The 12950-nt window shown below is 45.5% G+C and carries 9 protein-coding genes; 7 read left to right on the forward strand and 2 right to left on the reverse strand.

The window, feature by feature from the left end:
- Positions 1–278 precede the first annotated feature (278 nt).
- From LKD46_RS13620 to LKD46_RS13630, 3 genes are all read left to right on the forward strand, one after another.
- The gene (locus LKD46_RS13620; RefSeq protein ID WP_227574231.1) at positions 279–716 is read left to right on the forward strand and encodes an Hsp20/alpha crystallin family protein; all 438 of its coding nucleotides are present in this window, start codon (positions 279–281) and stop codon (positions 714–716) included.
- A 341-nt stretch (positions 717–1057) separates the two neighbouring features.
- Positions 1058–2020 (forward strand): nucleoside hydrolase, encoded by a 963-nt coding sequence (locus LKD46_RS13625; protein ID WP_227574232.1) that lies wholly within the window; start codon positions 1058–1060, stop codon positions 2018–2020.
- Positions 2021–2133: 113 nt separating this feature from the next.
- Positions 2134–3090: a 3'-5' exonuclease gene (locus LKD46_RS13630; protein WP_227574233.1), complete on the forward strand. Its 957-nt coding sequence runs from the start codon at positions 2134–2136 to the stop codon at positions 3088–3090.
- On the opposite strand, the gene LKD46_RS13635 is transcribed toward LKD46_RS13630, so the two are convergent.
- Positions 3067–4371: a D-alanyl-D-alanine carboxypeptidase family protein gene (locus LKD46_RS13635; protein ID WP_227574234.1), complete on the reverse strand. Its 1305-nt coding sequence runs from the start codon at positions 4369–4371 to the stop codon at positions 3067–3069. The genes LKD46_RS13630 and LKD46_RS13635 overlap by 24 nt on opposite strands.
- Positions 4372–5153: 782 nt before the next feature.
- Here LKD46_RS13635 and ileS point away from each other — a divergent pair.
- Together ileS and LKD46_RS13645 are read left to right on the forward strand one after the other, a co-directional pair.
- Positions 5154–8318, forward strand: coding sequence for an isoleucine--tRNA ligase (gene ileS, locus LKD46_RS13640; protein ID WP_227574260.1), 3165 nt, complete (start codon positions 5154–5156; stop codon positions 8316–8318).
- Positions 8318–10780: a glycogen/starch/alpha-glucan phosphorylase gene (locus LKD46_RS13645; protein WP_227574235.1), complete on the forward strand. Its 2463-nt coding sequence runs from the start codon at positions 8318–8320 to the stop codon at positions 10778–10780. Before ileS ends, LKD46_RS13645 begins: the two co-directional genes overlap by 1 nt.
- 99 nt (positions 10781–10879) lie before the next feature.
- Here the strand turns inward: LKD46_RS13645 and LKD46_RS13650 are convergent, their stop codons facing one another.
- Positions 10880–11374 (reverse strand): HD domain-containing protein, encoded by a 495-nt coding sequence (locus tag LKD46_RS13650; protein ID WP_227574236.1) that lies wholly within the window; start codon positions 11372–11374, stop codon positions 10880–10882.
- Between the two features lie 270 nt (positions 11375–11644).
- Here LKD46_RS13650 and LKD46_RS13655 point away from each other — a divergent pair, with 270 nt between their 5' ends.
- Both LKD46_RS13655 and LKD46_RS13660 read left to right on the forward strand, forming a co-directional pair.
- Positions 11645–12208, forward strand: a complete 564-nt coding sequence (locus LKD46_RS13655; RefSeq protein ID WP_227574237.1) for an HD domain-containing protein — start codon at positions 11645–11647, stop codon at positions 12206–12208.
- Between the two features lie 73 nt (positions 12209–12281).
- Positions 12282–12941, forward strand: coding sequence for a hypothetical protein (locus tag LKD46_RS13660; protein WP_227574238.1), 660 nt, complete (start codon positions 12282–12284; stop codon positions 12939–12941).
- Positions 12942–12950: the final 9 nt, after the last annotated feature.

The raw sequence follows: 12950 nt of genomic DNA on the forward strand, positions 1-12950 counted from the left end.
CAGGACTAAGTTCCACCCCTAATTTCAGCAAAAGAACATAAAGGGCTGAGGGTGGAAATTAGTTTTTCATTTTACGGCGGCAAATTCTTCACAAAATAATTAGCACTCACCTCTTGACAATGCTAATAATACGTGTTATAGTACATACAGAACAAAGGAAGAGAGAAAAAAGAAATCTTCCGGAGAAAGTTCTTACAGAATTTGCAGATGTTTTCAGAAACAGTAAATTAAAAACGCCTGCGCAGCACGCAGCGAATATAGATCAGGAGGAATGAGTTATGTTAATGCCAAGTATTTTCGGAGAAGATTTATTTGATGATTTTATGGGATATCCGACAGGCCGTCAGGCAGCTGCCAATGCTTATCCTCAGGTGAAGGATATGATGAAGACAGATATCCGTGATGTAGATGGCAATTATGAACTGGAGATCGATCTTCCGGGATTTAAGAAAGAGGATGTGAAGATCCAGCTGAAGAATGGTTATCTGAACATTCAGGCAACCAGAGAAGAGAAGAAGGACGAGAAGGATGATAAAGGTAAATATGTTCGCAGAGAACGTTATACAGGAACCTGCAACAGAAGCTTTTATGTAGGCTCGAGTATTAAGCATGAAGATATCCATGCGAAATATGAGAACGGAATCCTTTATGTAACCTTCCCGAAGGAAGAGACCAAGAAAGAAGCAGAAGAGAAGAAATTTGTTTCTATTGATTGATCGGCATTTACTTTGAAGCCAATATCCGGAACAACCCAAACGGATATTGCAGAGATAACCAGATAATGGCTGGTTGACCGAATGCGGATAATTTTATCCGCCTGACTTAAAACTCCAAATTGCACATTGCATTTGTTTATATAAATGAATATAACCCCCTTTTTTTCCACCCCTCTGCCAATGCCCGGCAGAGGGGTTCTTTACGTTTCAGCCTGAAGTACAGAGGTGAACTCTGATTAACTTTACACTCCCTCCCCACTCTGTTATACTTGGAACAGGTAAACAGCGGAAATTCGGCAATACTATAAAATTGGGGAAAGAGTTTTTACAGAGGTGAATATATGGGAGATAAGATCAAGGTTATCATGGACTGTGATCCCGGAATCGATGACGGGATCGCACTGGCATATGCGGCAGCACATCAGGATGAACTGGAGCTGCTTGCAGTGACGACATCTGCAGGAAGTACCAGGATAGAAAGAGTGACCCAAAGTGCACTGGAGTTGGTGGATTTTTACGGACTGAAGGTTCCGGTGGCAGGAGGCCAGGATCGTCCTCTTGTGAAAGAGGCAATTTATGCGGAAGAATTTCACGGAGAGACAGGGCTTGGCCATTGCGTACTGCCGGAAGCAAAAACAGAGGCTGCTTCTGACAATGCAGTGCTTTTTATCCGTGACATTCTAAATACCCTTCCGGAGGGCGAGCAGGTAGTAATGATTGAAACTGCACCAATGACTAATCTTGCACTTCTGTTGAAGGTTTTTCCTGAAATAAAGAATAAGATCAGAAAAATTGTATTTACAGGCGGTGCAGCAAAAGGCGGAAACATCACACCGGCAGCAGAATTCAACATCTACGCAGATCCGGAGGCGGCAAAGATCGTATTCGATTCCGGAATCCCACTGATCATGTGCGGACTGGATGCTACCCTGAAATGTAATTTTACCAGAAACCAGATCATGAAGCTGTGCCAGTCCGGTGATCCGGCAGCCAGAGCCTGTGGAGATATGGCTGGCTACGTACTTGAAAATTTTTCCAAATATCGCTGCGTGGCAAGTATCCATGCTGCTGTACCGTTTATGTATCTCATCCATCCGGAGTTCTTTAAAACAGAAAAAGTATTCCTGGATGTGGACTGTTCAGACGGTGTCGGACGGGGTGCCACATTATGCGATTTCCGCTGGTGGCTACACGAAGAAGATGAAATGAAAGATATGATTCTGACAGATGCAGATACAGAAAGCTTCCAGCAGGAGCTGTTTGAAGCGATTTATTCTGTTTCTGAGTGCAGAACCGGGAAATAACCGGGATCAGACCATGAAGCAGCTGCGTTCATAAGATATAGAGGAGCAGAACACAGTGCCTGCTCTTCATAAAGATATCTGTGCACACTGTCAGATAAGAGGACAGAAAACCCATGAACTATATTGTATTTGACCTGGAATGGAACCAGAATCCGGATGGAAGAAGACATCCGGATAGTCGGCTCCCGTTTGAGATCATAGAGATCGGGGCAGTAAAATTAAATGAAAAAAGAGAGATCGTTGATACCTTTCAGTGCCTGATCAAGCCCAAAGTGTACCACTGGATCCACGACAGTATCCACGAAGTGATCCACGTGGATTATCATGAACTGGAAAAAGGCATCCCTTTTCCAAGGGCGATCCGCAGATTTCTGGAATGGTGCGGGGAGGAGTATCGCTTTTTTACCTGGGGAGACCAGGATGTGATGGAACTTCAGCGCAATATGAAATACTATAATCTTCTGAAGCTGATGCCAGGGCCGGTGCATTACTACGATGTGCAGAAACTTTTCAGCATAAAATTCGAGGATGGAATATCCAGGCGTTCCCTGGAATATGCCACAGACTACCTGCAGCTTCCCAAAAACCGGGATTTTCACCGGGCACTGGCAGACGCCAGCTATACTGCCAGGATACTCCTGGAGATCAATGAAGCCTGCATGATCCGCCATCCGTCCCTGGATGTATATCAGAATCCAAAATCCAGAGACAGCGAGATCTATATTTCCTATACAGACCATGACAAGTTTGTGTCCAGGGAATTTGTATCAAAGGAGCGTCTGATGAAGGACCGTACCATGGTAAGTACCATGTGTCCCATCTGCAGATGCCCTGCCAAGAGGAAGATCCGCTGGTTCAGTACCAACAATTCCAAGGTATATTACAGCCTTGCCCTTTGCCATGAGCATGGACCTGTTGCCGGAAAGATCCGGATCCGAAAAACCGATGAGGGAAAATATTTCGGGGTGAAGACCCTGAGAGCAGAAGATACAGAAGCGGCGGATGAGATCCGTGAAAAGCACGAATCTCTCCGCCGCAGGAAAATGTTACGAAGCCAGGAGAAGAGCTGATACGATGTTTCGTTCGTATTGCATTCCCCATCCGACCATTTGTTTCTTATAATAATATTTGCTTTTCAGACGCAGTGGGCCGACAGCATTCTGAAGAACGGCCTGGCGTTTGTTAAGCTGTGATTTTTTGATACCTTTTGGAATAGTCACATAAACCTTTGTCTGATAATAAAACGGATAGGTGTTTCCGTTATTCTTAAGGATATATTTGTCACAGGGGAGTACCTTAAACGGGACTGGCTCCATGGACACCTTCATATCCACCTTTTCAAAATTTTCAAAACCATAATTGAAAAGAGAAGCAGTATCGCTGTAAGCATTTGCCGCGGAAGTAGAATTCAGGATCACGGCTACCAACGTTATATTTCCTCGTTTGCAGTAGGTGACAAGCGTGTTTCCGGATGCATCCGTGTAGCCTGTTTTTCCGCCACGGACGCCTTCATAATAGTATTCGCCGTTTTTCATCATCTTGTGATGATTGAGCAGCTGGCGGGCTTCCGCAAATTTATTGGTAGGCGGGATTTCGTAATAACGTTTGGTGCAGTATCGCCGGAAAAGAGGGTTTAGCCAGGCGGATTTGGCAATCTTTGCCATGTCGGAGGCTGTGGTGTAATGATTCTCGTCCGGAAGACCATTAGGATTGTTAAAGTGTGTGTTCTTGCAGCCAAAAAGCTTGGCGCGCCAGTTCATGAGCTCTGTGAATTTCTTTACAGAACCGGAAACTTCTTCCGCAACGGCGACAGACATTTCATTAGCGGACTGGAGCATGACAGCCATCAAGGCCTGATCCCTGGTAAATTCTTCACCGGGAGCAGCATAAATACTGGAATCTCCGGCAGTTACACTGGTGGAAGCGTTCTCAGATACGGTAATGTTTGTCTTAGCGTTCAGATTTTCGCAGGCAAGCAGTGTAGTCAGGATCTTCGTGATGCTGGCAGGATAGAGCTGTGTGTCCGCGTTTTTGGAATAAAGAACGGCTTCTGTATTTACGTCCATAAGGACTGCAGCCTGTGCTTCGATGCTGGGACCTTTGGGCCACCCGTCAATGGAATCGGTGTCGGCGGCCTGAGAATAATAGCTGGAGTGAGCAGGCATGACTGCTGCGGCCTGACCGGATGACTGTCCATCAGGAACCGGTGTGGCAGTGACGATAGGATCACCATATTCATCGTATCCAAGAGGCGCGGAAGCGCTGCATGGCTCGGCGCCTGTAAGCAGGATTCCCACACAGAGAATGCCGGCAAAGATCCGGCGCAGGGATCGTTTTTTCATATTTTTCATAATAAGATACCTTTCAGTAATAAATCCGGGAGAGAAGGTTATTATTCATTTGGAAATCAGTAACCGAAAAAACTCTTGCCCGTTTTGTGATGAGGTGCAGTAGTTCATTAATTATAGCATTGTATTAATGAAAAGCTGTATTTTTGCCCTCAAGATTCTGTAGTAGTATACCACTTTCCTCCCGGAAAAACCACTTGCAGTCTGTGAAAATTCCATTAAGAAGAAGTGAACATACATACAATAAGAAAAAATCCCTGAAAACACTTGACATATGGATTTTCCCCAACCTATAATAGACAGCGTATATAGAAAAAAGCTGTGATGGAGACAGTAAGCCATATGGAAAGCTTGCAGCGAACCGGGGATGGTGGGAGCCCGGGACGAGTAAATATGGCGGAATATCACTCCTGAGCTTCAGTTCCGAAGTTGTCCGGCAGCAGCCGGGAAGAATATCTGATGTACAGATGATCATCAAGTAAGAGCTGACGGATTTCCTCCGTTACAGGGAACATATATCGGCAGATACAAAAAATTGTCCGCTATGAACAGACATGGAACAACGGCCCGCGCCATAACACAGAGCATAAGACGCAGGAATCCGGACACAGGCCCGTATAATGTAACAGGTGGTACAGCGAATCAGACTTCGTCCTTTTACAGGATGGGGTCTTTTTTTATAAGTGCCCGAGGCATTGGCACGAACAGGTATCTGTGAGGAAAGAATCCGCTGTGGCCTTACAGATGAGGCAGCAGCCAGTAATCAGACACAGGAGGTAAATATTGTGTATCGTAAAGTTGACACGAATCTGAATTTTGTTGACCGCGAAAAAGAAGTTGAGAAATTCTGGAAAGACAACAAGATTTTTGAAAAAAGTATGGACAGCCGTAAAGAGGGCGAGACATACACATTTTATGACGGACCGCCTACCGCTAACGGTAAGCCACATATCGGACATGTTCTGACACGAGTTATCAAGGATATGATTCCGAGATACCGTACAATGAAGGGCTACATGGTTCCAAGAAAAGCAGGATGGGATACTCACGGACTTCCGGTTGAGCTTGAGGTTGAGAAGAAGCTTGGTCTTGACGGAAAAGAGCAGATCGAGGAGTACGGAATGGAGCCGTTCATTCAGCAGTGCAAAGAGAGCGTATGGAAATATAAGGGAATGTGGGAAGATTTTTCCTCTACAGTTGGTTTCTGGGCTGACATGGAGCATCCTTATGTAACATACGACAACAATTTCATCGAGTCTGAGTGGTGGGCACTGAAAGAAATCTGGAACAAAGGTCTTCTTTACAAAGGCTTCAAGATCGTTCCTTACTGCCCACGCTGCGGAACTCCGCTTTCCGCACAGGAGGTTTCCCAGGGCTACAAGACTGTTAAAGAGCGTTCTGCTATCGTTCGTTTCAAGGTTGTCGGTGAGGACGCATACTTCCTGGCATGGACCACAACACCGTGGACACTTCCATCCAACGTTGCACTTTGTGTAAACCCGGATGAGATCTACTGTAAGGTAAAAGCAGCAGATGGCTATACCTACTACATGGCAGAAGCACTTCTGGACAAGGTTCTCGGCAAGCTTGCAAAGGATGATGAGCCTGCATATGAGATTCTTGAGAAATATAAAGGAACAGACCTTGAGCGTAAGGAATATGAGCCGCTTTTTGCATGCACAGGCGAGGCAGCAGCAAAACAGCGCAAAAAAGCTCATTTCGTAACCTGTGACAACTACGTTACCATGAGCGATGGTACCGGTATCGTTCATATCGCACCTGCATTTGGTGAGGATGACAGCCGTGTCGGACGTGAGTATGACCTTCCGTTCGTACAGTTCGTAGACGGACAGGGTAACATGACCAAAGAGACACCATATGCCGGTGTATTCGTAAAGAAAGCGGATCCGATGGTTCTCACAGACCTTGACAAAGAGGGCAAGCTTTTTGACGCACCGAAATTCGAGCATGATTATCCGCACTGCTGGAGATGTGACACACCGCTTATCTACTATGCACGTGAGTCCTGGTTCATCAAGATGACAGCAGTAAAGGATGATCTGATCCGTAACAACAATACTATCAACTGGATTCCGGAGAGCATCGGTAAGGGACGTTTCGGTGACTGGCTTGAGAACGTTCAGGACTGGGGTATTTCCAGAAACCGTTACTGGGGAACACCACTGAACATCTGGCAGTGTGAGTGCGGACATATGGAATCCGTAGGAAGCCGTCAGGATCTCTATGAGAAGAGTGGTGATGAGCGTGCGAAGACCATCGAGCTTCACCGCCCATACATTGACGACATCACTATGAAGTGTCCGGATTGCGGCAAGACCATGCATCGTGTACCGGAGGTAATTGACTGCTGGTTTGATTCCGGAGCAATGCCTTTTGCACAGCATCATTATCCATTTGAAAATAAAGACCTGTTTGAGCAGCAGTTCCCGGCAGACTTCATCTCCGAGGCTGTTGACCAGACAAGAGGATGGTTCTACTCCCTTCTTGCTGAGTCCACACTGCTTTTCAATAAGGCTCCGTATAAGAATGTAATCGTTCTGGGACATGTACAGGATGAGAACGGACAGAAGATGAGTAAGTCCAAGGGAAATGCCGTTGATCCGTTTGACGCACTGAACAAATACGGCGCAGATGCTATCCGCTGGTACTTCTACATCAACAGTGCTCCATGGCTTCCGAACCGTTTCCACGGCAAGGCAGTTGTAGAGGGACAGAGAAAGTTCATGAGCACTCTGTGGAACACCTACGCATTCTTCGTATTGTATGCGAACATTGACAATTTTGATGCGACTAAATATACTTTAAATTACGATAAGCTTCCGGTTATGGATAAATGGCTGCTCAGCAAGCTGAATACCATGGTGAAGACTGTCGATGCAGATCTTGATTCCTACAAGATTCCGGAGGCTGCAAGAGCACTTCAGGAATTTGTTGACGATATGAGTAACTGGTATGTAAGAAGAAGCCGTGAACGTTTCTGGGCTAAGGGCATGGAGCAGGATAAGATCAATGCTTACATGACACTTTACACAGCACTGGTAACAGTTGCCAAGGCAGCAGCTCCGATGATCCCGTTTATGACTGAGGATATCTACCAGAACCTTGTAAGAAGCATTGATGCAGACGCTCCGGAGAGTATCCATCTCTGCGATTACCCGGAGGTAAACGAGGCATGGATCGACAAGGATCTTGAGGCAAACATGGAAGAGCTTCTTGAGATCGTTGTTCTCGGACGTGCATGCAGAAATACCGCAAACATCAAGAACCGTCAGCCGATCGGAACCATGTATGTAAAAGCTGAGAAAGCTATGGATAAATTCTACACAGATATCATCGCAGATGAGCTGAATGTAAAAGAAGTGAAATTCGCAGATGATGTAGAGTCCTTCATTTCCTACAGCTTCAAGCCACAGCTTCGTACAGTAGGACCGAAATACGGCAAGCTTCTGAACGGCATCCGTACCGCACTCTCCGAGATCGACGGAACCGCAGCAATGAAAGAGCTGAGAGATAATGGTGTTCTCGTTCTTGACATTGCCGGAAACAGAGTCGAGCTTGCAGAGGAAGACTTATTGATCGAAACAGCCCAGAGCGAGGGCTATGTGACAGAGACAGACGGTGAAACATCCGTTGTCCTTGATACAAACCTTACACCTGAACTGATCCAGGAGGGCTTTGTCCGCGAGATCATCAGCAAGGTTCAGACCATGCGTAAAGAGGCTGGTTTCGAAGTCATGGACAAGATCATTGTCTATGCAAAAGATAACGATAAGATCATGGATATCATGAAAGCAAACCAGGATGAGATCAAACGTGAAGTACTGGCAGAAAACATTGTTCTGGGAGAAGCAGAGGGTTACACCAAAGAATGGAACATCAACAAAGAGGCTGTAACACTGGGAGTATCCAAAGTACAGGAGGAAAACTAATGATTGACAAGCAGTTTGAGAAAGAGGAGTTCAAAAAAAGCGTAAAAGAAAACGTAAAATTCCTTTATCGAAAAACACTGGAAGAGGCTACACAGGAGCAGATTTTTCAGGCTGTAAGCTACACTGTGAAGGACGTGATCATTGACAACTGGCTTAAGAGCCAGAAGGCGTATGAAAAACAGGACCCGAAGATCGTATATTATATGTCCATGGAGTTCCTTATGGGCCGTGCCCTTGGAAACAACCTGATCAACCTTGGCGCATACGGCGAGGTTAAGGAGGCTCTTGAGGAGCTTGGACTTGACATTAACTGCATCGAAGACCAGGAGCCGGATCCGGCTCTTGGAAACGGTGGACTCGGAAGACTGGCAGCATGCTTCCTGGATTCCCTTGCAACTCTGAACTACTGTGCATACGGATGCGGAATCCGTTACCGTTACGGTATGTTCAAGCAGGAAGTACGCGATGGTTATCAGGTAGAGGTACCGGATAACTGGCTGAAGAACGGCTATCCTTTCGAACTCCGTCGTCCGGAGTATGCAAAAGAGGTTCATTTCGGCGGATATGTACGCGTTGAGTGGGATCCGGTGAAGAACGAGAATAAATTCATCCATGAAGGATATCAGGCAGTTAAGGCTGTTCCTTACGATATGCCGATCACAGGTTATAACAACGATGTTGTAAACACACTTCGTATCTGGGATGCAGAGCCGATCGTAGACTTCAACCTTGACTCTTTCGACAAGGGTGATTATCACAACGCAGTAGAGCAGGAGAACCTTGCACGTACTATCGTAGAGGTGCTTTATCCGAATGATAACCATATGGCAGGTAAAGAGCTTCGTCTGAAACAGCAGTACTTCTTTGTATCTGCCAGCCTTCAGGCAGCCATTGCCAAATATAAGAAAACTCATGATGATATCACAAAACTTCATGAGAAGGTTGTATTCCAGATGAACGATACTCATCCGACTGTTGCAGTAGCAGAGCTGATGCGTATCCTCATTGATGAGGAAGGTCTTGGCTGGGATCAGGCATGGGATATCACAACAAAATGCTGTGCTTACACTAACCACACTATCATGTCCGAGGCACTTGAGAAATGGCCAATCGAGCTGTTCTCCAGACTGCTTCCGCGTGTATACCAGATCATCGAGGAGATCAACCGTCGTTTCATTCTTGAGATCCAGCAGAAATATCCTGGAAATTTCGAGAAGATCAAGAAGATGGCGATCATCTATGACGGACAGGTTAAGATGGCTCACCTCGCGATCGTTGCAGGCTACTCTGTAAACGGTGTTGCACGCCTTCATACTGAGATTCTCAAGAATCAGGAGCTGAAGGATTTCTATGAGATGATGCCTGAGAAGTTCAACAACAAAACAAACGGTATCACACAGAGACGTTTCCTTGCTCATGGAAACCCGCTTCTGGCTGACTGGGTAACAGACAAGATCGGACCGGACTGGATCACAGATCTTTCCCAGCTTTCCAAGCTTAAGGTTTACGCAGACGATGAGAAGGCTCTTCAGGAGTTCATGACCATCAAGTTCAAGAACAAAGAGCGTCTTGCAAAATATATCCTGGAGCACAATGGTGTTGAGGTTGATCCGCACTCCATCTTCGATATCCAGGTTAAGAGACTTCATGAGTACAAACGTCAGCTCCTCAACATCCTGCATGTGATCTATCTGTACAACCAGATCAAGGCACATCCGGAGATGGATTTCTATCCGAGAACATTTATCTTTGGTGCAAAAGCTTCCGCAGCTTATGCACGTGCAAAGAAGATCATCAAGCTGATCAACTGTGTGGCAGATGTTGTAAACAATGATGCTTCCATCAACGGTAAGCTGAAGGTTGTATTCATCGAGAACTACCGTGTATCCAACGCCGAGATCATTTTTGCGGCAGCAGATGTTTCCGAGCAGATCTCCACAGCAAGTAAAGAGGCTTCCGGTACAGGTAACATGAAATTCATGCTGAACGGTGCTCCGACACTTGGAACCATGGATGGTGCCAACGTCGAGATCGTACAGGAGGTTGGCGAGGAGAACGCATTTATCTTCGGTATGAGCTCTGACCAGATCATCAACTATGAGAATAACGGCGGTTACGATCCGGACTTCATCTACAACACAGATCCGGAGATCCGTCAGGTACTGATGCAGCTGATCAACGGAACCTTCTCCAGCGATACAGAGATGTTCCGTGACATCTACAATTCACTTCTCGACAAACGCAACATGCCGAGACCTGACCAGTACTTCATTCTTGGCGACTTCCGTTCCTATGCAGAAGCACAGAAACGTGTTGAGGAAGCATATAAGGATGAGAAACGCTGGGCTAAGATGGCACTTCTGAACACAGCATGCAGCGGTAAGTTCACATCCGACAGAACTATCCAGGAGTATGTAGATGATATCTGGCACCTGGATAAGGTTGTTGTGAAAGAGAACTAAGATATATAAAGTAATCTGCAAAGTATTACCATAAAATAAATTTCCACACAAAAACAGGGCTCGTCAGAAGTGGCGACGGCCCTGTTTTTTGTGTGGAAATTATGCCGGATTGATGACGATCCGGTTCCGCCTGGCCAGTGCAATGGCGATATGGCAGCCTTCCGCGATGGCGCAGGCTTTATCGGCAAAGCTGATGATCCAGGCTTCCTTATTGCGTGGAAGAGGTCCCAGAGGGAACATATGTGAGAGTATCGCATCCAGCTCTCTGTCTGTGACATCAAAGTGTGCGGCACTGTTGTCTGCGGCAGCCTTCGGGTGATAAAACGCCTGATGCTCACCGGTCGGAGTCTCCGCCTTGAAGTCATAGGGACAGAAATCGTGGAGAAGCCCTGCCCTTGCAGCGGCTTTCTCGTCACATCCCAGCTTCCTGGCAATGAACCAGGAGAGGTAAGAAACATTGATACTGTGCATGAGCCGTGTGGTCCACTGGTGGTGGGTGTACAGGCTCAGCTTCAGGAACTCTCTGTTACAGAGGATGTTCTTCACAAGCTCATGATATTCCTGTGAGACCTCATCCGACACCGTGATATCCATCGGCAATCACCTTCTTTCTTTTGTTTATAACTTCATTATGACGATTATGGAGAAAAATGCAATATGGTTTATAGTTTTTTTAGAAATTAGCTTGGACAAATTTATTTGGGATGGGAAATGTCAGCGCGCAAAATGCAGAAGAATGCTTTTGTGTGGTCTGTTCCGTGGGAAACTATGGTATAGTAAAATAAAAGTGTTATTAACGGTTCACCGGGTAGAAAAACGGATCCATACAGTTACCGTAATAGCAGGAAAAGGATGGTAAAATATATGAAACCAGAAAAACTGATCGAAGTACTTTCCGTTGCAGAACGGTTAAAGGATGCGGTACGTCATAGTTATACTTCCGGTGGCAGGCGGGAGAGCGTTGCAGAGCATTCCTGGAGGATCACGTTGATGGCATATTTTGTCAGTGATGAGTTCCCTGAGGCAGATCTTCTGAAGATCATGAAAATGTGCCTGATCCATGATCTGGGAGAAGCTTTTACCGGGGATATCCCAGCCTTTGAAAAAACGGATAAAGATTCGGAGAAAGAAGCCGATGTGCTGGGAGAATGGGTGAAGACTCTGCCGGAGCCGTTCGATAAAGAGATGGCGGAAATGTATCAGGAGATGGAAGCGCAGCGGACTCTGGAAGCCAGGATCTATAAAGCGCTGGACAAGCTGGAAGCCCTGATCCAGCACAATGAATCAGATATTAAAACCTGGATTCCGCTGGAGTATGATCTGCAGATGACCTACGGAAATGAGCAGGTGAAATTCTCAGAATATCTGACGGAGCTTCGCGCAAAGGTTCGGGAAGATAGTATACAGAAAATTCAGAAAAAACATTGATGAAAGTGAAAAACTCCTGTATACTAATATGTATGGAATAAGTCCAAAATGCTTATAAAAGGGGGAAAAAGTAATGAAAAAAGCAGTAAAGAGATTATTGGTGTTATTTCTGGCACTTACATTCATCGTGACAGATCTTGCAGTAGCACCGGTCACAGCACAGGCGGCGGGGACGCTCAAATTTCATAAGTCTATTGCTCTTATGAAAGGTCAGGAAACCGGAGATCCAATCATAAACTCCGTCAGATCCGACAAAGTTCTGGGACTGAAATCCAGTAATACCAGTGTGGTGTCAGTAAGAAAAATGCCGTTTCTGGGTGATTATACCATTACGCTGAAGGCAAAAAAAACAGGAACTTCTATTGTATCCTTCAAAGTAAAAAGAAAGAATGGAAAAACATATTCTTTCAAATCTAAAGTTACGGTACATAATTATACAAACCCATTAAACGTGTGCAAATTCGGAAGAAAAGATTATAAAAAATCCTTTGATAAAAAGACCATGGTCCCGGTTACAAAAGGTTATCCCAGAAAGGCAAAAGTATGTATCACTGCAAAGAAGGGCTACAAGATAGTTGCAATATATTACAGTGAACACGGAACCGGAAGACAGAGAAAGATCAAAAACGGAAGTACAGTCACTATGGATGGATCACATTATCTGCAGATACTGTATAAGAATACCAGCAAAAATTATGTATCATCGGTATATCTGGATGGATATAGTATGTAGAGATGACGA

Source organism: Blautia fusiformis (assembly GCF_020686995.1).
GTDB classification, from domain to species: Bacteria; Bacillota; Clostridia; order Lachnospirales; family Lachnospiraceae; genus Blautia_A; species Blautia_A fusiformis.